This is a genomic window from Desulfopila sp. IMCC35008 (genome assembly GCF_010646885.2).
In the GTDB taxonomy this organism is placed as follows: Bacteria; Desulfobacterota; Desulfobulbia; order Desulfobulbales; family Desulfocapsaceae; genus Desulfopila.
Genome location: NZ_CP050700.1, coordinates 3,382,185 through 3,404,319 on the forward strand (window position 1 = coordinate 3,382,185; position 22,135 = coordinate 3,404,319).

The window sequence follows — 22,135 nt, forward strand, 5'->3', positions numbered from 1 at the left end:
TCACAAATGGTTACCCTGAAATGGTGGTTCAGGTCATCAAATCAAATTCATCTTCAGCAAACTCAATAGTTTTCTGAACCACTGCCTCGCTGTCCACACTCTCGGGCAGTAGTCTGTCTAATTTGGCCTGCACCCGCTGCCAACGCCTGTTTTGAACATCTATCAGGATATTCGATAGCAACAGTTCGCGAAACATATTTCTGTTTTCATCCGAACTTGTCGGCCCTGGCACGATTTGTTCCCGGATGAGCGAAAACAAAAAAATCAAAATCCCGTATTCCGGTCCAAACTGTTCCTCAAGTTCCATTCTGACCATACGCGAAATAGCAGGGGAACCGCCACCAGTTGAAATTGTAATCAGCAATTCCCCCCGTCGCACCTTGGCAGGCACCTGAAAATCACAGTTATCAGGACTATCGGCACTATTGAGGAGCACCCCCAGCTTCGAGGCTTCCGCCCTTACCAGCTCCTGAGTGTCAGGACAGTTCGTTGCAGCAAAGACAAGAACGGCTCCCTTGAGATCACCTGGCCGATATACACGTTCGTAGTAGGTAAGCTCGTTCCTCTTGGCCAGGAGCCGGATTTCGGGAACGGCCTCTGGGCTGATCACTATGACTTGACCGTTCCCACCCAGCAGAGAACGCACCTTACGGTATGCGACCTTTCCACCACCTACCACCAGACATATTTTACCGGTAATATCCAGATTAATCGGGTAATAGCTCATTGACAATCAGGTTGCTCATGATTTTTTCAGGAGAAGACGGTTGATGATTATAGTGACATCTTTACCATCCTTTCGTATTTTCTGGACCTTGCCACTAATATCGTACTCATTTTCCGCCACCTTGAGAAATTTCGGTAAACTCTTACGACCGCCATCATGAGCCAGATAAATAATGCCTCCCGGCTTCAGGTATTTCCTGAAAACCGAAAGCAATGGATCAAAAAATTCTTCCCTGAAAAGTATTTCGGCACCAGCCAGGACATCGAACTGCTCCATCTCAGGCGGATCAAGCCAATCCAGCATGGTGCACTGGACATTATCCAGTTTTGACGCCGCCGCACTCACCTTTTCGAAGTTGAGAATAATTTCCTCATAATCGCTCAGGGTTACATCAAAACCGTTGACCGCCGCTGCCAGCCCCGGAGCCCCAAGCCCGGCCCCCAGTTCAAGCAGTCGCTGTCCTTTTGCATCCGGCAGTGAATGCAGAAGGTATGACAGTACCATTGCACTGTCCCAGAGCCTTATCCAAAAAGGGAATTCCGAGACATTGGCAAAAGGATCCTTACCATCCAGGAATTGTTCTAGATCGGCAACTTTCAACAAACGAACGGTATCGTCTCCAAGCTGTAGCCTGTCAAAAGTAAGTTTATATTTCTTTCTGATGGAATTATATAATTCCCTTTCATCTTCGGGTAAAGTTCGAATATCCATAAATCACGACACGTTAGAGAAAAACAACAGAGCAAATCCGGTCAAAGCCACAACCAGACAGTAATATCCAAAATATTGGAGCCGATTCCGGCGGACGATATCAAGAAGAAGTACGATGGCAAAATAACCGGAAACAGCGGCCATAACCGTCCCCCCCACCAGATTTATCAATGAACCCTCCGTGAACTGTTGACCGGCAATATCTCCTATCTGCAAAACAGCAGCACCAAAAATAACCGGTATCGACATGATAAAAGAAAACCTGGCAACAACCTCTCGATCAACACCCAGCAGCATTCCCATGAAGATAGTAGAACCTGATCGGGATAACCCTGGCATGATTGCACAGGCCTGGGCACATCCAATAAGAAGAGCGCGAAACCAGCCCAGTTCTTTTCCTCGATCTTGCAGATATCCGGAAGTGAGCATCAAAAATGCGGTTATTGCCAACATGGAATATACAAGCGGCAGGCTGGAAAACAAGACCTCTACCCTATCTTTTAAAAACAGTCCAACAAGTACCGCCGGAACAGAGGCAATAATAACATAAAGGTCCCAAAGCAGGTACATCCTGTCTTTTTCTTCAAGGCTCCCGCGCAGCCAGAAAATTGGGGCCAGAATCATAGCCGCAATTTCTTTTCTAAAAACCAGCAGCACCGCAAGCAGACTGCCAAGATGCAGGAATACGTCAAAAGCCACGCTATGTTGCTCAAATTCAAGGAGCTTTGAGCCAATAACAAGATGACCTGAACTCGAGATCGGCAAGAATTCGGTCAGCCCCTGAATTGCTCCAAGCAAGATGGCCTTCAACAGTTCGGGAAAATCCATAAATGACAATTAAGATAAGTGAAAATTACAAACAGAGCTCTACCGGATCTGGCTGTCCTGACAGATCTGCAAAAAAAAAGGTCGGTTGACTCAACGTCAACCGACCCAGCAAAATACCGAATACGAGTTACTATGTCAATTTAACAATTAGCAGCCCTCGATAGCGCCTTTCTTCTTAGCAGGGGAGACCTTCACTTTGTCGCCTGCTGCAAATTTATCAGCCTTCTCGCAGGTCATGGTGACTTTGTCGCCATCAACTGCATCGACGGTACATTTTACTTTAGCTGCAAAACCAACGGTTGCTGTTGACAATGCGAATACCAGGGCTACTGCCAGTGTTACCAATCCTTTTTTCATAACTTTTCTCCTAAAATAACATGTTTTTACCAAACGTTTTGTTCAGCAAATCAATTTATGCACACCTACAGCGTCACACTCTATTTAGTTAATTACTAATATACTCCAGTGATAGGATATTGTCAATCACCCATTAACCTGTCATATATCGTATACTACTTACTTTAATATACTTTTAATATCTTTCAACAGAGTCTTGCCGGAAACATAACCCGTGTATTTTTTTACCACATTTCCCTTTTTGTTCACCAAAAAAGACACCGGAATACCGTATACCCCACCAAAATTTTTCATAACCTCTTCATCGGCCATCAGCACGGGATAATTAATCGCCTTCTTCTTAACCATTTTTGCGACATCCGCCGGACCAGACTGATCCACAGACAGCGCCACCACAGAAAATCCTTCGGCCCCAAGTTGGCTGTGCAGCTCTTTCAAAGTGGGAATTTCTTCAATGCAGGGGGGGCACCAGGTTGCAAAAAAAGTAACGAGCAGTACCTTTCCCTCAAAGTTGCTACTACTGACAGCCTTACCGTCAAGCACACTATTTAAGGCAAAATCCGGCATCCGGGTTGCGGCCTGAGCGCTGCCGCCTATTGCGACAGACAAGCTGAAAATAAACGCAACAAATGCCAGGCAGAGTAAACGTCCGGTATTTTTCATTCTTTACTCCAGGAGGAATTTCAAAATCAATATTTCTCAATCAGTTCCCAACCATTTTTCTCACTCTCCCCTCTCACATAACTCGACAGTGGTGGCAGAGAAAAGAGCCGTTTTCAAATGGAAACTATGCTATACTCTTGCGACAAGATATTCGATCTCGTTAAAAAGTCAACTGGTACGGCAACATCGGCAGGTTTACCCGGAAATGCAATTCCAGCTTGATAATGAGCTATTTTTGATTGACACCTCCCGAAAAATAGATTGAATACCGGAGACACCGTTTCACATACGATCAGTTATTTTCAAATACGATACTACTGAACAAATATCCAGGAACCTGCTCATGAATCGCATTTATATCTTCATCCTGACAGTATTCTTTTTTACAACCATTTACTTCCAGACGGTATCCGCGGAAATGGTCGACCGTATTGTCGCGGTTGTAAACGATGATATCATTACACTCTCCGAACTCGATGAGGAAGCAGAGGGTATCTACCAGAGAATCGCCGCATCGGTTCCTTCAGAACAATTACAGAACGAACTCATGAAGGCCAGGGAACAAATTCTCGACACCCTCATTGACAAGCGACTGATTGCCCAGAAAGCCGAAGAACAAAAGCTTTCCGTTTCCGATGCAGAAGTGGAACAGGCATTACAGGATGTTCTCAGCAGAACCGGCATGACCATGCAGGATCTGGTGGGCAAACTCCACGAAAGCGGTGTGACCGAAGAGGTGTACCGCTCAACCCTTAAAAGCCAACTGCTCCAAAACAAACTTATAAGTAATGATGTGCAGCGTAAAATCATTGTTACAGATGAGATGATGCTCGATTACTACGACCTCAACTATACCTCAAAGGTCGACGAGGGTTCCTACTATCTCCTGCAGATGGGATTTAACTGGTCTTCCGCAGACAAAAAAGATGTCCCTGGTGCAAAAGAAGACGCCAGAAAGAGGGCCCAACGGGTTCACAAACTTGCAACATCTGGTCAGGATTTCAGAACACTTGCCAGGAAATTTTCGGATCTGCCCTCTGCTGTCGATGGTGGTGACCTGGGCACATTCTTACCGGGAGATATGGCCGAATACATGAAACATGCCGTTATAGGCCTGAAAACCGGGGAGGTGAGTGAGATCGTTGAAACACGCTCAGGGTATCAGTTCTTCAAACTCCTCTCCATGGGCGATGGCGAGATTATGATGAAGGCACCTTTTGAGTCCGTTAAGGATGAGATCAAGCGTATCCTGTTCGATAAGCAGATGAAGGAGGCTTACACCATCTGGGTTACCGAACTAAAGCAGAATGCTTATATTCAGAAAATGTAAGGCGGCATCGCAATCAGCAGCGGATTCTAAAGAAAGAAAAAGATAACCAAAAAATGAGCGAAACAAGCGACAAACAGACAGAAAACAAGTTTGAATCCTTAGGAAGTTTTCTAAAGAAGACCCGCGTGGAAAGAGGGCTTGAACTGGAACAGATTATCGAGGAAACGAAGGTTTCCGCCTCAACACTGAGGGCCATTGAGGCCGATGATTTTGACGCACTGCCGGCCGACGCCTTCGCCCGTGGCCTGTACGCCCATTATGCGACAGCCTTGCGACTCAACAAGGATGAAATCGTTGCAAGGTTTTTCATGGAGCGCAACTCGCATCCGTCTGTTCAAGCGAAACAAGGTACTCTTCCCAGCCAGCCTCAGCCTCCTGGAAAGAAAGCCAAACAAATTAGCGGTATGGCAGAACCCACCGGTGTTTCCCCCATATCCTCTCTCGGCTTCTTCCTGTTGTTACTGATTGTCATTGCCGGGACCGTTTGCTGGTACCTTTCCATTAATCCCGCCACATACCTCAGTGCTAAATTACGCGGTATTTCCCAGCAAACGACCCAGGAGCAGACATCACCAGTAACAGATGTTGAAAACGATATCCTGGCAGAAGGAGAACCGGCCAGCACGGCAATAATCAGCACGGCACTGTCGCCCCCTTCAAGGACAGAGCCCGCCGACCAGCAAGCCAAATACATCGTAGCAGCTCAATTTCCCTCTACGACTACCGTCACAGTAACAATAGATGACAATCCGCCCCAGGAACTGACCTATTCAGCAGGTCAATCCGTCATATGGCCTGCTGACAAAAAACTGGTTCTCGTCTTGCCGGGTCAAAGTGACATCAAGTTAACACTCAACGATATCCCCTTGAGCCTGCCCGACACAAAGGGCGATACATCAACCATAACCATCCCTGAATACCTGCTCGAATAGGAATACATGGCAGCGGTAGTCAGTGAGACAGACGGTGTAGTCCTCGAAACCCGTGATCACGGGGAATCAGACCTCATAGTTACCTTCTACTGCCCTGATAGCGGCAAGATTACCGCCATTGCCAAAGGTGCCAGAAAGAGCAGGAGAAGGTTTGTCAACAAGCTGGAGATGTTCACCTACCTTCGCCTCCAACTGCGCCGATCAGGCAATAGATCACTGCTTCTGCTGGAAGAGGCTGAACTGCATGCCGCCTTTCTTAACCTGCGGTTTGACATCGTAAGATACAGCGTGGCTTCCGTGATTCGGGAATTGATGCTTCTCGGCACGCGGGAGGGTGAGACAGATGAACAACTCTACAAGATGCTTCTCTGGACACTCGACAGCCTGGATCGCAGGGACACGCCACTCAGGCCATTGCTGTTCTTCTTCCTCCGCTATCTTGATTATATCGGCTACAGACCGGAGATGGATTGCTGTACGCAATGCGGCACATCAGCTCCTTCGGCGGGTCAATTCCGGTTTAACATCTTTTCCGGCGGACTTATCTGCACCTCCTGCTCTCCGGCACCTTCAAGTTCACTCATCCCCCTCTCTCCCACGACCATAACCCACTTAAGCGATGCCCAGGATATCTCTTTAAAACAACTTTCGGGATTACAGATGCAGACCCGATCCATCCACGAAGGACTTAACATCCTGCATCGATACGGCAGACATATATTACAGAGGGAAATACATTCCTGGAAAATGTTGCGACAGATGTTCGCAAAGAGTTCGAATACAATAAAGGAAGGATAATGATAATAATCAATTACAGGTAGCGGATCTCACCGCTATGCTCAACGATGGTTGAACCATCGTCCAGGCTCATTCGTAATCCGCCATCCGGCTCCAGACCCAGAACGCGGGCATCATATTGTGGGTTGGTAAAAACATCAAAGCCGTATCGAACCCGTTTTCCCACTGTATCGGAGAAGTGCAGCCAGTTGTCCAGGAGCAGGTGCGTCCCTTGGGCACCGGAGAATCCATCACCACCCAGCCCACGGGCTTCTTCATAATGGATGATGCCAAAATTCCAGGCAAGTTTGGCAAGAAAGAGAGTAGTAAAGGCCTGGATATCGACATCTCCCCCCAACACCTCACAGAGCGATACCGCAATATCAGAGAGCTCCGGCGGGAAGGTGCTGTTATTAATGTTAATACCAAAACCGACAAGATTATACAACTCTCCGTAAACGGGGCCAACAGTGCTTTCCACCAGAAAACCTGCAACCTTTTTCCCGTCGATAAGCACATCATTGACCCAGCGCAGGGTGGCACTTGTACCACCCACGACATGAATCGCCTGGCAGCAGGAAAGACCAACCGCCATGGGGATGAACCCCCTGGATTGGGGAAGCAGGGTGTCAGCATGTAAAAGACACCCCCAGACACCACCTTCCGGCGCGTGCCAGACCCTGTCAAACCGACCTTTGGATCCACGCATGGTGTCGGCCAGTATGACCGTACCGCTGGCAACTGAGCCGCCTTTAACCTCGACACCATTAATTATGGTGCGAGCACGGTTCATTGCTCTGTCGAGGTTGTCGTGACATTCAATAACCGACCCGACGAAACTGCCGAAGCGCAGTATCTGCTCGGCCATCACCACAGGCATCTGGCGAGACCTGAAACCCAACTCATCCCGTAACGCCTGCTGCAGCTCTTGAACTGTCGGCCGATTCCCTGATGCCATTAGAGTAATGAGAAAGAAATAATATCAGGAGAGCGATTCAGAATCCCAATCCGCCTTTACCTTGGTTATGATTTTCTGTATCAATGGAAGCTTTTCTGTCGGGCAGACACCGATAAGTGGCTCACCCTGTGGAACGGACACGCCAGGTTTGAAATAGACGGAATGAATAACACCGCCCTCCCCGTTGTAATAAACGGGTGTATCTCGCTTCATCAGCGACATCGTAATAATCTCATCTCCCTGCTCAATAGATACAGAGCGGGCACCTTTCTTGTCAATACGGGACTGAATATCCATGGCAAAGAAATATTTCGCACTCTCCGGTGCCGAGAAAAGGACGAGAACTTCTCGTAAGATCCCTTCTATAATTTCTTTCTTCTTGAGCGGATGACGAATGGTCAACAACTTTTCACCCGCTTCTACGAATTGTCCGTCCAGCTCATCCCGGATTTCAGATATTGTGCCATTTGTCCGGGCCGCAATAAGTTTAGGGTTACGTTCCCTGTTGATCTCGTATAACGGACTTCCCGGTATCTGGTTCCACTCACCTGACTGTGCAACCACTTCATCCCCCAGCACAACCTTGAACTGAACCCGACCGGTATGCACCGCACACACATCGATATAGTCGAACGGATCGGATTTATATTTTGCTATAATCTCATTAAAGTCGATATCTTTTGACATATCTGCAACCTGTGTTGTATCTGCCCTGTTATAATTAAAGGGTGTTTTGGTCTTTATAGTGTAATATCGTTATTGTACTGCCTGGCGGGATCAACAATAGACATCCGAGTTGTATTCTGGATGTAACATCAAAGCATAGGGTATATACTTATTTCAAGTCTCAATGGCAAGGGCAACTTCATTTTTTCACGCTTTGAACGCTCTTTCCCGGCCGACAGATTTGACAGATAACCACCCATTATGAAACGTTTTTTAATCATAACAGCAACAATTATACTGTTCTTACTGATTTGCCACACCCTGCTCTTTACCGTACTTCCATATGCGGTAACCACCTCCAGTCCTCAGCTTCTTCAAAAAATATACATGGGTCATGGGGAAGTGAGGGTCGACTCCTTCTCACTTACCCGGACTGTGATCAGCGGCTTTCTCGGTACCCAGGAACAGTCGGCACTCTCTTTTCCAAGGGTAGAAATACACTATTCACCGAAACAGATCGCGCAAGCAAAAATTGATTCGATACAGGTGGAAGGAGCTGTCGTCAATTTCGACCTGACAAATGGTCAATTACGCATTCGTGGTTTGCCACCTGCCGCTGATAAGCAGAAAGGAAAGGACACAGGGATCATCACTACCCTCCCTGTCTCTATCGGGGAAATACGTTTTCTTCATTGCCGTGCGATTTTCCATACGGCTGACAAACCTCCCCTGCCTTTTTCCCTTAATGGTTCCATACGAATAAAAACCACAGACCGGATTAACGGCTCTTACCATATCGAAGAGCTCTCTGTAGATCTTGATACGGACAATCCACTCCCTGCCGCTCTGTCCCTAATCCTGAAGAAAAATGAGAAGCATGTGCAGGTCCACCTCGCTGCTTCCATGGCCGACCTCAACGGCCTCCAGCGACTTGCTCCGCAGGTTGTTTCTTCGTTGAACGGCCAAGTGGAGTTACGTGCAAAATTTGAAGTACCGGAAAGCCTTACAGGCTTCGATCAACTCTCCGCCTCTCTCTCGTTGAAAGAACTGAACTTCCAAAAAGGTGGCGTGCATATCCAGTCAAGTGAAGATGAGCCCCTGGTAGTTCACTTCAACGGCAGTGACAAAAAACTCGAATACTCAATATCTGGACTTGAAATTACAGCCAGCCAAGTCGTTTCCGCCCAGTTGAACGGTACTATTCAACCTCGGCGTGGATTACTGGAAGGCACCGGCACAATAGGCAGTGATCTCCTAACCGAGCCTCTCCGACTGAAATTTAATGGCAATAATGGTTCCGGACAATCGACCCTGGCTGTATCCCTTTCGAGTAACAGGCAACAGATCCCACTTTCAACAGGTACTGTCCGTACCGGCCCGTTTACTGCTACTACACAATTAATCAGGACACCGGAAGGGCTAACTGCAACCGGCAGCTTGCAACTGGAACGTTTACAAACAGACCAACCGGAACTGGATATAGGGCTTATAGAAACGACCTTCACTCATACTCCTGAGACTGAAAACAATATGGGTGTGACCGCCGGCAAGATATCCGTTCCCTCCATCACCTATCAGGGTGAGGATCTGGCAGAAACAACAATGCAGTTCACTGTCCCCAACGCAACCAGCCGACTGCAGTTCGGCGGTTCCGTTACCGGTCATCAGGAAAGCCCTGTTCGTATCCTCTTTAGTGGCAGTTACGACCCGATTAACGAGTTGACACTGACCTATGGAATGGAGAACACCGAAATAAACAACAACTCTCTCCCCGCATTTACAGCGCTCCCGGACGGCACTGATATTTCCGCAGAAGTCTCCGCCAGCGGAATTTTTTCCTTCACCGGGGGAACCCCCAAAGGGTCTCTCCAACTTAAACTGCAAAACGGCTCTGTTCGACAGGAGGAAAAAAATATTTCGGTGAACGGGATAGCAACCGAACTCGCCTTCGACAACCTCCCCCATACAGGCAGCAGGAAAAGCCAGTTGCTCACCCTGGATTCCATTGATATTAATACCATCCACATCAATAAAGGTTCCATATCCTATCAGCTTGAGAGCGATGGTTCGCTGTTTATTGAAAAATCCAGGTTTGGCTGGTGTGGCGGAAAGGTTGAGATCGGCTCTACCAGAATCACTCCAAAAAGTGAAGCTTTTACCACCACCCTTTACTGCGACAGATTGCAATTCGCCGAACTGCTCACCCAGCTAGGTATCTCCGATACCGACGGGGACGGTTCATTAAACGGCAGACTTCCTGTGGAGTATTCAAAAAATGGTTTGTTTTTTGACGACGGATTTCTATTTTCCACCCCTGGTAATAGTGGTATAGTCCGTTTTAATAACACAGATATGTTACAGCAGAGCCTACCGGACATGAGCCAGGCCGCTTATCTCGATTATTCGATCCAGGCGTTGGAGAATTTTTCATATAACTGGACCAAACTGACGTTTAAAAGTATTGACGAAGATCTGCTAATAAGGATGCAGATTGACGGTAAACCAGCGATCCCGCTGCCATACGGGTATAAAAATGGACACCTCGTCAAAAAAACGGAAGGATCAGGTATTCAGCATCCGTTACGGTTGGATATAAACTTTCATCTGCCTTTCCGGGAAATGTTCAAGTATGGGCAGAACCTTCAAAAAATATTGGAGAACATGTAAATGGACTTGAAAACTATCCTCTTTTGCTGCACCATCACCGCTATGCCGATTGTGTTCGGTGGTTGTACAAAGCATGAGGTAGACATAAAACCTGTAGAAATAAAACCGATCCATATCACAATCGACGTTAATGTAAAAGTCGACCGGGCACTTGATGATTTCTTCGGTGATCTTGACGAAATTGAGACTGAATAGCCAACCAGATATGAGGTATACCATGTTTAATCGATCAATTGCAATTCCCCTTCTCATGATGATAGGCCTGTTTGTAGCGGTTCCCGGTATCTCACAGGGAGCCTCGATAAAGGACAGGATGGCAGCACGTATCCCCGTCATTAACAATCTGAAAGCAGCTGGCGTCGTCGGTGAAAACAACAAGGGCTTGCTTGAGTTCAGGTCCGGCGATAAATCCAAACAGGATGTCGTCACTGCAGAAAACAATGACCGAAAAAAGGTTTATGCTGCAATCGCTAAAAAAGAAGGGGTGAACCCCACGCTGGTCGGTCAACGCAGGGCCCAAATGATCGCCCAGAAGGGTAAGAAAGGACAGTGGTTCCAGGGGGCAGACGGCAAGTGGTACAAGAAGTAACGAAGGTGAAGATCTCAGGTCGGCAGGACGAGCTGTTTAAGGTGGATTCCGTGAAGGAAGATTTTGTTTTTACCGATCACGTCGTCGAAGTATTTGATGACATGCTGGACAGGTCCGTCCCCTATTACGGAGACGTGATCCGGGCTTCCGCCAATCTTCTTGCTTCAAGTCTCAAAAAGGGAGACACCGTTTACGATCTCGGTTGCTCCACGGGTACCACCCTGCTTGAATTCTGCAGGTTGCTCGAGGACCGGGACTACTCCTTCGTCGGCATAGACAGCTCCCCTGCCATGCTGGAAAAAGCTCGGTTAAAAACAGAACTCTATACCAAAAAGGATTCCATTCGTTTTCTTGAAGAGGATATCACCACCATGCGCCACCACGATGCAGGTGCTTTTATCCTGAACTATACCCTCCAGTTCATCAGGCCATTACGGCGCGAATCGTTTTTACAAAACCTGTTTGATTCACTGCGGCCGGGCGGCATACTTCTGCTCAGTGAGAAGATTATCTCCCACGACCGCAGGCTCAACCGCGAGTATATCGACATTTATCACCGATTTAAGAAAAGCAGGGGTTACTCCGAGTTGGAAATTGCCAAAAAGCGGGAAGCTCTTGAAAATGTATTGATCCCCTTTTCCATGGAGGAAAACAGGACTATGCTGCAAAACGTAGGATTCGAGCCGGTCGAGACATTTTTTCAATGGTTTAACTTTTGCTCATTTGTCGCAGTAAAACCCGCCTGACACCGTTTTTATACTCCCCATGCAATATCTCGATTATTTTCCGGAACACATCAACACCAACGAACTTTTATCCGTTCACAATAAACGCCAGAAGTGGGTAAACCAGGAGAAGAAAGGGTTTCTCCGTTACCGCACTCCCTACTCAGTTCTCTCACAATACAAAGCGGCTCATGTCGATCTCACCATTGACCAGGTCACAATCGGCACCGAAGATGAAGTTACAGCAAAAGAACAGAATATCATCCGTGATAATCTTCGCCAGTTCATGCCATGGCGTAAAGGTCCGTTTTCAATTTTCGGTATTGATGTGGATGCTGAATGGAGAAGCGAACGCAAGTGGGACAGGATAGTTCCCGAGTTGCCGGACCTGCAGGGAAAAATCATTGCGGATATCGGCTGCAACAACGGCTACTACATGTTCAGGATGGCCGGGCACAAGCCTCGCTTCATCCTTGGTTTTGAGCCCTCTGTTCAGCATTATTACTGCTTTAACGCCTTGAATGGCATGGCTGGTCAGCAGAATTTGGCAATTGATCTGCTCGGCATCGAACATCTCCACCTCTTCTCCGACTGTTTCGATGCGGTTTTCCTGATGGGTATCATTTACCACCGCCCCTCCCCGGTCGACACCCTCCGTGATATTATTACGGCCCTGCAACCGGGAGGCACCCTTATCCTTGAATCCCAGGCTATACCGGGTGACGAACCATACGCCCTCTTTCCCGACTCCACCTACGCCAAGGTTCCCGGCACCTATTTCGTACCGACGGGACAGTGCATTTACAACTGGATGAAAAAGGCTGGTTTTTCGAATATCCGGATCTTCTGCAACCACCCCATGAGTAGCGATGAACAGCGAAAGACAGAATGGATGTGTTTTGAATCATACAATGATTTTATCAATCCGGAAAACAGCCGGCTCACGGTTGAGGGATATCCCGCTCCCTGCCGAGTTTTCCTGAAAGGGCAAAAAAAAGCGTAACACCGGTTGTTTTTGGCGCCAGGTATGTATACAATTGGCCTACCGTAAAAATATCTTTATGACACAAGGAGTCATTGTATGAACAAAGAGAACTGCACATTATTCAGCAGTGGGTTAAAAGGGGCGGAAGCCACCTTTGGTGAATCCGCCGAGAAATACGGCGTCAAGGAAGTTATCTACTCCTTTGAGGGCCATCGGTTATCCCGTGAAAAAAATGTCACCATCCTGGATCAGGAAGAACTTGAGCGAGGCGATATCTCCATGGAGCTGGCCTCCAGAATGCTCAACCGCACCTATTATGAAACCGAAAAAATCCGGAAGGTCCTGCAGACCATTTTCCACATGGTAAACAGTGGACACCAGGTTTTTGTTATCGGTACCATCCAGGAAGACGGATCGGTGAAAGGCGGTACCGGCTGGGCTGTGGAGTTGGCCAAGATGTTCAACCGTCCCCTTCATGTTTTTGACCAGCCCAACAAGCAGTGGTTCTCCTGGACCAACAACAGCTGGCAGGAAGACACTCCAAAAATCGAATATGATACTTTCGTCGGTTCCGGTACCCGTTACCTCAACGATGCCGGTCGCGAAGCGATCGAGAAGCTTTTTACTGACTCGTTCGGCGAATAGGTCCTCGCTTCAGGTAGACTTAAAGGCTGCATTCAGTGCTTCACTGGTTGCGGCCTTTTTTTGTTTTGTACTTAAGCCATACCTCCATTAGCGCCAATATTCTGGCCGCTGATCCAGGACGACTCTTCCCGAACCAGCAGGGAAACCGCATCGGCGATATCTGCCGGAGTCCCAATCCGCCCTAATGCCGCCATCGCCGCCATCCCCTGAATCTGCTCCTCACTTTTGCCCCTCCTGAACAGCTCCGTATCCACCGGCCCCGGCGAAAGTGAATTCACCGTAATCCGGCGTGAGCCTAGCTCTTTAGCCAGAACGCGGGTCAACTGATCCACTGCACCTTTGGTTGCTGCATACAGGCCATATGTTGGCAACAACATCCGGGTAACGGTAGATGAAATATTGATTATCCTGCCTCCATCAACCATTCTATGTGCCGCTTCCCGGCAACAGAAGAAGACACCCTTTATATTCAGCGCCACGATTGCATCAAAATCTTCTTCGGTGAGATCATAAATTGTTTGGTTCAATAACATGCCCGCATTGTTCACCAGTATATCGAGCCGTCCAAAAGTGTTATCCGTGCGTTCAAAAAGGGCTGCAACATCATGAGCCCTGCACATGTCTGCCTGAACCGCTATTGCAATTCCGCCACCGTCCTCTATCTCACGCACGGTTTCACCCGCCTCTTTTAAACCGCTCGCATAATTGACCACGACACTCGCCCCCAACTCTGCGAGACGGCCGGATATCGCCCGACCGATTCCTTTTGAACCACCTGTTACTACGGCTACTTTGCCATTTAATATTGTATCCATAGCCCTCTCTAACTTTTAGTATTTATCCAATGACTGGGGATTCCTTATGAAGTCTGTTACCGCTATAGGCAATTAATGGTACCACCTTAGGATGAACCTTATCAACCATCTTGAGAATCGATTTCCACAAGAACTGAACCATTTCCTATTGACGAAAATCTCGGTTATAGGTTATATATTAGGGTTTTTCTGCGCACCCTGATTATATGTTCCGGGTACTTTCGACAAGTTCCATGGCACCGAGTTCCTCTCTATGAATGGTGTTGACAGTGCAGAATTACCCTCCGAACAGCTCATCGCATCCACGTACCGCCCACCGGTATAGATTTAGATACAATACTGAGGATACAGTTTGATGAAAGCACTAATAGCCCTGGAAGACGGCACGATCTTTGAAGGAAAGTCCTTTACCGGCCCCGGAGAGACAGTGGGCGAAATTGTCTTCAACACCTCCATGTCCGGCTACCAGGAAGTACTCACCGACCCCTCCTATACAGGTCAAATCGTCACCATGACCTATCCCCTCATCGGCAACTACGGTGTCAATGAAGAGGATATGGAAAGCTCACGGGTCCACCCGATGGCCTTTCTGGTAAAGGAATACAACCGCATTCCCTCCAACCACCGCTCAACCAGACCGCTGGCCGATTTTTTAAAGGAATACGGTGTACTTGGAGTGGAGGGTTTTGACACCCGTGCCCTGGTAAGGCATATCCGCACGGCCGGCGCCATGAAAGGCGTCGTCTCCACAGAGGATCTTGACCCGGATTCGCTGATGCAAAAAGCTAAAAACTGGACCGGTCTGGTAGGCCAGGACATGGTAAAGCGTGTTACCTGCGAGGTTCCCTACGGCTGGGCCGATAACAAACCGGTTCCCGGCACGGCCTTTAGCACTGCCGAAAAGGGATTAACCTCCCCTCTAAAAGTTGTGGCCTTTGATTTCGGTCTCAAATATAACCAGCTGCGAATCTTCACCGAACTTAACTGCCAGGTCCAGGTTGTACCGGCCACCACTGATGCTGCAACAGTTCTGGCAATGAATCCGGACGGCATTTTTCTCTCAAACGGACCCGGTGATCCGGAAGGTGTTCAGGGTGTTGTCGACACTATCCGTGAGCTGCTTGGCAAAAAACCGATCTTCGGAATCTGCCTGGGGCACCAGATGCTGGGCCTGGCCTATGGCGGCTCGACCTACAAACTCAAGTTCGGCCATCGCGGTAGTAACCAGCCAGTCAAGGATCTGACCACCGGTCATGTGGAAATCACCGCCCAGAATCACGGCTTCTGTGTCGACAGCGACAGCCTTGACACCAACCAGATAGAAATTACCCACATCAACCTCAACGATAACAGCGTAGAGGGAATGCGTCACAAGACACACCCCGCGTTTTCTGTCCAGTACCATCCAGAACACGCACCGGGACCACACGACTCCCTTTATCTCTTCAACCGGTTCATCGATATGATGCGGAGCTGATTTTCTCCGTTGTTCGGTTCTCTTACAACCCTGTTTACAACTCACACGATACCAGACCAGAAAATATGCCGAAAAGAACAGACATTAAGAAAATCCTCATAATCGGCTCCGGCCCTATTATTATCAGTCAGGCCTGTGAATTCGATTACTCCGGCGCCCAGGCGGTCAAAGCCCTGAAAGAGGAAGGGTATGAAGTTGTGCTTATCAACTCCAACCCTGCCACCATCATGACCGATCCGGAACTTGCCGATGCCACCTACATCGAGCCGATCACACCAGAATTTGTCAGCAAGGTAATCGAAAAAGAACGCCCCGATGCCCTGCTGCCGACACTGGGTGGTCAGACCGCTCTCAATACTGCCATCAAGGTTGCTGAAACCGGTATTCTCGACAAATATAATGTTGAGCTGCTGGCCGCTGACATTGATGTCATTAAAAAAGCGGAAGGCCGCGATGAGTTCCGGGAAGCCATGCGGACCATTAACCTCAAGGTTCCTGAATCGGCAATCGTCCATACCCTGGAAGATGCAATGGCGGCAGCCGATGAAATAGGATTCCCCATTATTGTCCGGCCCAGCTTTACTTTAGGTGGGACGGGCGGTGGTGTTGCCTATAACAGACAGGAGCTTGAGGACTTCTGTACCACAGGGCTCGACCTCTCCATGACCACGGAGATCATGCTCGAACGCAGTCTGCTCGGCTGGAAAGAGTATGAACTTGAGGTTATGCGGGACCGCAACGATAACGTTGTGATCATCTGTTCCATCGAGAACATGGATGCCATGGGTGTACACACCGGTGACTCAATCACTGTCGCACCTGCCCAGACTCTCACAGACCGTGAGTACCAGGATATGCGGGATGCTGCCATTGCCATTATCCGGGAAATCGGAGTTGAGACTGGAGGCTCGAACGTCCAGTTTGCAGTGAACCCCGAAGACGGCGAACTGATGGTTATCGAAATGAACCCAAGGGTGTCGAGAAGCTCAGCACTCGCCTCCAAGGCCACCGGTTTTCCCATCGCCAAGATTGCGGCGAAACTGGCTGTCGGATATACCCTGGATGAAATCAAGAACGATATAACGCGAGAAACATACGCCTCGTTTGAGCCGACCATCGATTACTGTGTTGTCAAAATTCCGCGCTGGACATTTGAAAAATTCCCGGAAGCGGACGATATTCTCACTACCGCCATGAAATCGGTTGGCGAGACTATGGCCATTGGCCGAACATTTAAAGAAGCCTTTCAGAAAGGGATGCGCTCTCTTGAAACCGGCCGGTTCGGTTTCGGTGGCGACGGAAAAGATGTTCTCACCAATATTGAACCGGAAGATCTTGAACACGGCCTGCGGGTCCCGAACTCCAAGCGAATCGCCCATGTCTACGAGGCGCTGAAGCGCGGCATGGATATTCAGGAAATGTTCAGGCTGACGGGTATTGATCCCTGGTTTCTTTACAACCTCAACCAGATTGTTGAAACCGAAGAGGAGATTATCCAAAGAGGTTTCCAGGGGCTGGACAAATCCTTTCTCAGAACCTGTAAGGAACAAGGGTTCTCAGATCTGCAACTCGCCCACCTGACAGGGACATCGGAAGACGACATCCGAACACTGCGTAGCAGTGAACAGGTAACACCGGTCTATAAAAGGGTTGATACCTGTGGTGCAGAATTCGAATCGTACACTCCCTATTATTATTCCACGTACGAGATGGAAAATGAGGCCGTTGAGACAGATTGCAAGAAGATCGTCATCCTCGGAGGTGGCCCGAACCGCATTGGCCAGGGTATCGAGTTTGATTACTGTTGTGTCCACGCCTCATTTGCCTTAAGGGAGATCGGTGTCGAGTCGATCATGATCAACTCCAACCCGGAGACCGTCTCCACCGATTACGACACCTCTGATAAACTATATTTCGAACCGCTTACCAGGGAGGACGTCCTTAATATCATCGAACAGGAAAAGCCTGATGGCATCATCGTTCAGTTTGGTGGTCAGACCCCTCTTAATCTTGCCGTACCACTGGCAAAAGCCGGGGTGAAGATCATCGGCACTCAGCCGGATGCCATTGATCGGGCAGAGGACAGGAAGCGGTTCCAGCAGTTCCTGCAAAAGCTGAACCTGCGGCAGCCCGACAACGATACGGTACATAACCTGAACGAGGCGCTTGATGCAGCCAACCGTATCGGCTATCCGGTTGTAGTCCGTCCGTCCTATGTCCTTGGCGGGCGTGACATGCGTATCGTCTACAATGATCAGGGAATCCGTGATTTCATGGTCGCCGTCGGCGGAACGTCTTTGGAACATCCCATCCTGATCGACAAATTCTTAAAGGATGCTATTGAAGTAGATGTTGATGCCTTGAGTGATGGCAATACAACTATCATCGGCGGCATTATGGAACATGTGGAGGAGGCAGGTATTCATTCCGGTGATTCCGCCTGTGTCCTGCCGCCGCATACCTTATCTGCAGATATCATAAGGCAGATCAAGGACGCCTCCCGGGCCATGGCCAAGGAGCTTGGGGTTGTAGGCCTCATGAACGTGCAGTTCGCGGTGAAAGAAGAGGTGCTCTATATACTTGAGGTTAACCCCCGTGCTTCACGGACCGTACCTTTTGTCAGTAAAGCCACCGGTGTCCCATTAGCCAAACTTGCAACCAAGGTCATGATGGGCAAGACACTTCAGGAACTTGGTGTAACCGGAGAAACGGATATCTCCCATTGGGCCGTCAAGGAAGCGGTCTTCCCGTTTGACCGTTTCGACAAGGTCGACACCCTGCTCGGACCGGAGATGAAATCAACCGGTGAGGTCATGGGTATTGATGACAATCTCGGTCTGGCCATTGCCAAGGCACATTTGGCTGCCGGCTCCACCCTGCCACTTTCCGGAAATGTTTTTATCAGTGTCCGTGACAGTGATAAAAAAGCGGTCCTGCCTGTAGCCAAAAAACTTGTTGAGCTTGGTTTCAAGCTGGTAGTTACTGCGGGTACCTCAGAATTTTTAAAAGCGGAAGGAGTTCCCTGTGAGTATGTAAATAAAATTTCCCAGGGACGTCCGCATATCCTCGACAAGTTGCAGGATAGGGAAATCGTCTGGATCGTCAACACCTCTCTTGGTAAGCGAACAACTGAGGATTCCTACAGAATACGACGTGCCGCTCTCGACTTCCACATCTCGTATACAACAACCATCACAGGCGCGGCAGCCGTTGTTAAAGCTATGCAGGATATAAAAGAGCATGTGCCCGGAGTTCAGCCCGTCCAATACTTTACCTGATACTACAAAAAATAACCGGTCAGCCCTCGACATCCACCCATAATGTTTTACAATTATGGGTGCGATTTTGAGGCAGCTGGTTTTCTTCATTTTTTTCTGATACAACTTGAAGAGTTAGCGTAAGCGTAACACAAAATGACTTTCCGGAGCCACTGGAGGACTCTTTGAATACTTTTTATAAAAACTTAAGTATGTGGTTGGTGATTGGTTTAACCATGATCCTGCTTTTTAACCTGTTTAACAAACCCCAAGCTACATCATCCACCATCACATACAGTGAATTTATCTCCAGTGTGGAAAACAAGGCGATAACAAGGGTTCAGATAGACGGTGATATTATCAGCGGTATTACCCAGGATGGTAAACCGTTCAAAACTATTTATCCGATAGCCGATCGTGAAATGGTGCCAATGCTCCGAGAATTGGGTGTTGATATTAATGTCAAGGAAGTCCAGAAGGATTCGATGTTCATGACCATCTTCGTCTCCTGGTTCCCGATGTTGCTGTTGATCGGTGTCTGGATCTTCTTTATGCGCCAGATGCAGGGTGGTGGCAAGGGTGGTGCTCTTTCATTCGGTAAAAACCGGGCACGCCTTATGGAACAGGGACAGAACAAGGTCACCTTTGCCGATGTTGCTGGTATTGACGAGGCGAAAGAAGAACTTGAAGAGATCATCGATTTCCTCAAAGATCCTCAGAAATTCACCGTACTCGGTGGTCGTATTCCTAAAGGAGTCCTGCTTGCAGGTGCTCCCGGTACGGGTAAGACACTGTTGGCAAAAGCGATTGCAGGTGAGGCGGATGTTCCCTTTTTTACGATTTCCGGTTCCGATTTTGTCGAAATGTTCGTCGGTGTCGGTGCATCCAGGGTTCGTGACCTCTTCACCCAGGGTAAAAAGCATGCCCCCTGTATCATCTTTATCGATGAGATCGACGCGGTAGGACGACACCGTGGTGCCGGACTCGGCGGTGGCCACGACGAACGAGAACAGACACTGAACCAGTTGCTGGTGGAAATGGATGGTTTTGAATCCAATGACGGTGTTATCATCGTTGCCGCGACAAACAGGCCCGATGTTCTTGACCCTGCACTTCTGCGACCGGGTCGTTTCGACCGGCAGGTTGTAGTACCGGTCCCAGATGTGGGCGGTCGCCAGCAAATTCTTGAAATTTACGCTAAGAAAACCAAGATGGCCCCAATGGTAGATCTGGAAATCCTGGCTCGTGGTACACCAGGTTTTTCTGGTGCAGATCTCGAGAACCTCATTAATGAAGCTGCCCTGATGGCCGCTCGTACTGGTGCCAAAGAGATCGATCTCGAATTACTCGAGAAAGCCAAGGACAAGATCATGATGGGTGCAGAACGCCGCTCCATGATTATTACCGAGAAGGAAAAAGAGGTAACTGCCTATCATGAGGCTGGTCATGCACTTGTCGCCTGGCTGCTACCGGATACAGACCCTATCCATAAAGTCACCATTATTCCGCGTGGACGTGCATTAGGGCTCACCATGCAGCTGCCGATAGACGAAAAATATACCCACTCCAAAAAGTTCCTGCTTAACTCGATCTGCATTCTGTTTGGTGGACGTGTAGCCGAAAAGATCATCTTTGATGAGATCACTACAGGTGCTGGAAACGATCTGGAACGGGCTACCGGACTGGCCAGGAAAATGGTCTGCGAATGGGGCATGAGCGACGAGCTCGGTCCTCTCACCTACGGTAAGAAAGAAGAGCAGATCTTCCTCGGTCGCGAGATTGCCCAACATCGTGACTTTAGTGAAGAGACAGCACGGCAGATTGATCTGGCGGTCAAACAGATAATCCTTGATGCCTTAGAAAAAGTCACCACGATACTCGATGAGCATCGTGATATCTTAAAACGGATGGCTGAAGACCTGCTGGAGAAAGAGACCATCGTCCTCGATGATATCGAACAGATGATCTATGAACTTCGACCAGGTCAATTTCCGGAAAGAGAACGGAAACATGCTGCTTCGAAAGCGGCATCAGCGGGAAAAGCTGCTGCTCCGGAACAGAAAGCTGCCGACGAAACTCCGGTTGAGGAGAGTCAACCCGAGCCACCGGTACAGGAAGATGCTTCAGAGGCGCCAGAAGAAACGCCACCCGAGGCACCTGAAGATAAACCGGAATCTCCTGAAGGGGATAAAACCGCATGAGCAAAAAGTCATTATCCCCACGGATAATGGGCATTCTGAATGTGACCCCCGATTCGTTTTCGGACGGGGGTCATTTCTATTCATCCGATCTGTCAATCTCCCAGGCGGAGAAAATGATTGGTGATGGCGCTGATATCCTCGATATTGGAGGAGAATCCACCCGTCCTTATGCAGAACCAGTATCTCTGGAAGAGGAACTTGAAAGAACCGTCCCCATCATCAAGGCCATCCGCTCCCGATTCGACATCCCCATCTCCATTGATACCACCAAAGCCGAGGTTGCCAGCCAGGCACTAGATGCTGGAGCTGATATCATTAATGACATCAGTGCCATGCAAAAGGAACCGGCAATAGTTGAGGTGGCCAAAGATCACGATTGTCCTGTCATCATCATGCATATGCAGGGCACTCCCGCTGATATGCAGGACCGTCCTAGTTATGACGATGTCCTCGACGAGATTTCATCCTTTTTTGAAGAACGCATCAGGCACCTCACCTCCTGCGGGATTGCCAAAAAAAACATCACTATCGACCCGGGTATAGGCTTTGGGAAAACCCTTGCACACAACCTGCGCATCATAAAACATCTCGACCATTTTAATAAGCTAGGATGTCCTGTACTGCTTGGTCACTCTCGTAAGTCCTTTCTAGGCAATCTCACCGGTCTCGATGTCCCTCTTGAACGCGACCTGCCCACAGCAGTTGTCTCAGCATTCGCTTTTCGACACAATGTAGACATACTCCGAGTTCACGATGTCGCAGCCACACGAACAGCCCTGAAGATCGCAGAAGCACTCGCCTAGCCCGAATTTCTCATCAACTCAG

Annotated in this window: 21 protein-coding genes; 13 read left to right on the forward strand and 8 right to left on the reverse strand. The window is 48.7% G+C overall.

The features are described 5' to 3' along the window. Positions 1 to 28 precede the first annotated feature (28 nt). From GA520_RS14755 to GA520_RS14775, 5 genes are all read right to left on the reverse strand, one after another. Complete coding sequence (locus GA520_RS14755; protein WP_163340172.1) at positions 29 to 727, reverse strand: bifunctional precorrin-2 dehydrogenase/sirohydrochlorin ferrochelatase; 699 nt, start codon at positions 725 to 727, stop codon at positions 29 to 31. Positions 728 to 742: 15 nt separating this feature from the next. Further along, positions 743 to 1,438, reverse strand: a complete 696-nt coding sequence (locus GA520_RS14760; protein WP_163340173.1) for a methyltransferase — start codon at positions 1,436 to 1,438, stop codon at positions 743 to 745. A 3-nt stretch (positions 1,439 to 1,441) separates the two neighbouring features. Beyond that, a complete protein-coding gene (locus GA520_RS14765; RefSeq protein WP_163340174.1) occupies positions 1,442 to 2,266 on the reverse strand; it encodes an undecaprenyl-diphosphate phosphatase in 825 nt (274 codons plus the stop codon). A 147-nt stretch (positions 2,267 to 2,413) separates the two neighbouring features. After that, positions 2,414 to 2,623 (reverse strand): selenite/tellurite reduction operon protein ExtJ, encoded by a 210-nt coding sequence (extJ, locus tag GA520_RS14770; RefSeq protein ID WP_163340175.1) that lies wholly within the window; start codon positions 2,621 to 2,623, stop codon positions 2,414 to 2,416. Between the two features lie 159 nt (positions 2,624 to 2,782). Next, positions 2,783 to 3,286 carry a TlpA disulfide reductase family protein gene (locus tag GA520_RS14775; RefSeq protein ID WP_163340176.1) on the reverse strand — a complete coding sequence of 168 codons (504 nt, stop codon included), beginning with the start codon at positions 3,284 to 3,286 and terminating at the stop codon, positions 2,783 to 2,785. A gap of 343 nt (positions 3,287 to 3,629) precedes the next feature. Here GA520_RS14775 and GA520_RS14780 point away from each other — a divergent pair, with 343 nt between their 5' ends. From GA520_RS14780 to recO, 3 genes are read left to right on the forward strand one after another with little or no spacing between them, the layout of a single operon-like run. Then, positions 3,630 to 4,616, forward strand: a complete 987-nt coding sequence (locus tag GA520_RS14780) for a peptidylprolyl isomerase (RefSeq protein ID WP_163340177.1) — start codon at positions 3,630 to 3,632, stop codon at positions 4,614 to 4,616. Between the two features lie 53 nt (positions 4,617 to 4,669). Further along, positions 4,670 to 5,548: a RodZ family helix-turn-helix domain-containing protein gene (locus GA520_RS14785; protein ID WP_163340178.1), complete on the forward strand. Its 879-nt coding sequence runs from the start codon at positions 4,670 to 4,672 to the stop codon at positions 5,546 to 5,548. Between the two features lie 6 nt (positions 5,549 to 5,554). Next, the gene (gene recO, locus GA520_RS14790; protein ID WP_163340179.1) at positions 5,555 to 6,346 is read left to right on the forward strand and encodes a DNA repair protein RecO; all 792 of its coding nucleotides are present in this window, start codon (positions 5,555 to 5,557) and stop codon (positions 6,344 to 6,346) included. Between the two features lie 13 nt (positions 6,347 to 6,359). On the opposite strand, the gene GA520_RS14795 is transcribed toward recO, so the two are convergent. Then, on the reverse strand, positions 6,360 to 7,283 hold the full coding sequence (locus GA520_RS14795) for a biotin--[acetyl-CoA-carboxylase] ligase (protein ID WP_163340180.1): 924 nt from the start codon (positions 7,281 to 7,283) through the stop codon (positions 6,360 to 6,362). 24 nt (positions 7,284 to 7,307) lie between these two features. Next, on the reverse strand, positions 7,308 to 7,970 hold the full coding sequence (locus tag GA520_RS14800) for a hypothetical protein (RefSeq protein WP_163340181.1): 663 nt from the start codon (positions 7,968 to 7,970) through the stop codon (positions 7,308 to 7,310). Positions 7,971 to 8,210: 240 nt separating this feature from the next. Here GA520_RS14800 and GA520_RS14805 point away from each other — a divergent pair, with 240 nt between their 5' ends. The 6 genes from GA520_RS14805 to GA520_RS14830 all read left to right on the forward strand — a co-directional run bounded on the left by GA520_RS14805 (position 8,211) and on the right by GA520_RS14830 (position 13,560). Further along, on the forward strand, positions 8,211 to 10,616 hold the full coding sequence (locus tag GA520_RS14805) for a YdbH domain-containing protein (RefSeq protein ID WP_163340182.1): 2,406 nt from the start codon (positions 8,211 to 8,213) through the stop codon (positions 10,614 to 10,616). After that, positions 10,617 to 10,811, forward strand: coding sequence for a YnbE family lipoprotein (locus GA520_RS14810; protein WP_163340149.1), 195 nt, complete (start codon positions 10,617 to 10,619; stop codon positions 10,809 to 10,811). A 22-nt stretch (positions 10,812 to 10,833) separates the two neighbouring features. After that, positions 10,834 to 11,205 carry a YdbL family protein gene (locus GA520_RS14815; RefSeq protein WP_163340183.1) on the forward strand — a complete coding sequence of 124 codons (372 nt, stop codon included), beginning with the start codon at positions 10,834 to 10,836 and terminating at the stop codon, positions 11,203 to 11,205. Then, positions 11,190 to 11,951: a carboxy-S-adenosyl-L-methionine synthase CmoA gene (cmoA, locus tag GA520_RS14820; protein ID WP_240910252.1), complete on the forward strand. Its 762-nt coding sequence runs from the start codon at positions 11,190 to 11,192 to the stop codon at positions 11,949 to 11,951. The genes GA520_RS14815 and cmoA overlap by 16 nt, the downstream gene beginning before the upstream one ends. A 19-nt stretch (positions 11,952 to 11,970) precedes the next feature. Next, positions 11,971 to 12,933, forward strand: coding sequence for a tRNA 5-methoxyuridine(34)/uridine 5-oxyacetic acid(34) synthase CmoB (gene cmoB, locus GA520_RS14825; RefSeq protein ID WP_163340184.1), 963 nt, complete (start codon positions 11,971 to 11,973; stop codon positions 12,931 to 12,933). A gap of 78 nt (positions 12,934 to 13,011) precedes the next feature. Beyond that, a complete protein-coding gene (locus GA520_RS14830; protein WP_163340185.1) occupies positions 13,012 to 13,560 on the forward strand; it encodes a hypothetical protein in 549 nt (182 codons plus the stop codon). Between the two features lie 71 nt (positions 13,561 to 13,631). On the opposite strand, the gene GA520_RS14835 is transcribed toward GA520_RS14830, so the two are convergent. Further along, on the reverse strand, positions 13,632 to 14,375 hold the full coding sequence (locus GA520_RS14835; RefSeq protein WP_163340186.1) for an SDR family oxidoreductase: 744 nt from the start codon (positions 14,373 to 14,375) through the stop codon (positions 13,632 to 13,634). 355 nt (positions 14,376 to 14,730) lie between these two features. Here GA520_RS14835 and carA point away from each other — a divergent pair, with 355 nt between their 5' ends. The 4 genes from carA (at position 14,731) to folP (ending at position 22,113) form a co-directional block, all read left to right on the forward strand. Next, positions 14,731 to 15,852, forward strand: coding sequence for a glutamine-hydrolyzing carbamoyl-phosphate synthase small subunit (carA, locus tag GA520_RS14840; RefSeq protein WP_163340187.1), 1,122 nt, complete (start codon positions 14,731 to 14,733; stop codon positions 15,850 to 15,852). A gap of 65 nt (positions 15,853 to 15,917) precedes the next feature. Continuing rightward, a complete protein-coding gene (gene carB, locus GA520_RS14845; protein WP_163340188.1) occupies positions 15,918 to 19,130 on the forward strand; it encodes a carbamoyl-phosphate synthase large subunit in 3,213 nt (1,070 codons plus the stop codon). Positions 19,131 to 19,294: 164 nt separating this feature from the next. Further along, a complete protein-coding gene (gene ftsH, locus GA520_RS14850; protein WP_163340189.1) occupies positions 19,295 to 21,310 on the forward strand; it encodes an ATP-dependent zinc metalloprotease FtsH in 2,016 nt (671 codons plus the stop codon). Beyond that, on the forward strand, positions 21,307 to 22,113 hold the full coding sequence (gene folP, locus GA520_RS14855; protein ID WP_163340190.1) for a dihydropteroate synthase: 807 nt from the start codon (positions 21,307 to 21,309) through the stop codon (positions 22,111 to 22,113). The genes ftsH and folP overlap by 4 nt, the downstream gene beginning before the upstream one ends. Positions 22,114 to 22,135: the final 22 nt, after the last annotated feature.

What these genes read in the sequence shown, in the direction of transcription:
- carB (WP_163340188.1), top strand. Translation starts at nt 15,918, where the DNA reads ATGCCGAAAAGAACAGACATTAAGAAAATCCTCATAATCGGCTCCGGC.
- cmoB (WP_163340184.1), top strand. Translation starts at nt 11,971, where the DNA reads ATGCAATATCTCGATTATTTTCCGGAACACATCAACACCAACGAACTT.
- recO (WP_163340179.1), top strand. Translation starts at nt 5,555, where the DNA reads ATGGCAGCGGTAGTCAGTGAGACAGACGGTGTAGTCCTCGAAACCCGT.
- GA520_RS14755 (WP_163340172.1), bottom strand. Translation starts at nt 727, where the DNA reads ATGAGCTATTACCCGATTAATCTGGATATTACCGGTAAAATATGTCTG.
- GA520_RS14835 (WP_163340186.1), bottom strand. Translation starts at nt 14,375, where the DNA reads ATGGATACAATATTAAATGGCAAAGTAGCCGTAGTAACAGGTGGTTCA.
- GA520_RS14775 (WP_163340176.1), bottom strand. Translation starts at nt 3,286, where the DNA reads ATGAAAAATACCGGACGTTTACTCTGCCTGGCATTTGTTGCGTTTATT.
- GA520_RS14795 (WP_163340180.1), bottom strand. Translation starts at nt 7,283, where the DNA reads ATGGCATCAGGGAATCGGCCGACAGTTCAAGAGCTGCAGCAGGCGTTA.
- GA520_RS14765 (WP_163340174.1), bottom strand. Translation starts at nt 2,266, where the DNA reads ATGGATTTTCCCGAACTGTTGAAGGCCATCTTGCTTGGAGCAATTCAG.
- GA520_RS14780 (WP_163340177.1), top strand. Translation starts at nt 3,630, where the DNA reads ATGAATCGCATTTATATCTTCATCCTGACAGTATTCTTTTTTACAACC.
- GA520_RS14830 (WP_163340185.1), top strand. Translation starts at nt 13,012, where the DNA reads ATGAACAAAGAGAACTGCACATTATTCAGCAGTGGGTTAAAAGGGGCG.
- GA520_RS14785 (WP_163340178.1), top strand. Translation starts at nt 4,670, where the DNA reads ATGAGCGAAACAAGCGACAAACAGACAGAAAACAAGTTTGAATCCTTA.
- extJ (WP_163340175.1), bottom strand. Translation starts at nt 2,623, where the DNA reads ATGAAAAAAGGATTGGTAACACTGGCAGTAGCCCTGGTATTCGCATTG.
- carA (WP_163340187.1), top strand. Translation starts at nt 14,731, where the DNA reads ATGAAAGCACTAATAGCCCTGGAAGACGGCACGATCTTTGAAGGAAAG.
- GA520_RS14760 (WP_163340173.1), bottom strand. Translation starts at nt 1,438, where the DNA reads ATGGATATTCGAACTTTACCCGAAGATGAAAGGGAATTATATAATTCC.
- GA520_RS14810 (WP_163340149.1), top strand. Translation starts at nt 10,617, where the DNA reads ATGGACTTGAAAACTATCCTCTTTTGCTGCACCATCACCGCTATGCCG.
- GA520_RS14800 (WP_163340181.1), bottom strand. Translation starts at nt 7,970, where the DNA reads ATGTCAAAAGATATCGACTTTAATGAGATTATAGCAAAATATAAATCC.
- GA520_RS14815 (WP_163340183.1), top strand. Translation starts at nt 10,834, where the DNA reads ATGTTTAATCGATCAATTGCAATTCCCCTTCTCATGATGATAGGCCTG.
- folP (WP_163340190.1), top strand. Translation starts at nt 21,307, where the DNA reads ATGAGCAAAAAGTCATTATCCCCACGGATAATGGGCATTCTGAATGTG.
- GA520_RS14805 (WP_163340182.1), top strand. Translation starts at nt 8,211, where the DNA reads ATGAAACGTTTTTTAATCATAACAGCAACAATTATACTGTTCTTACTG.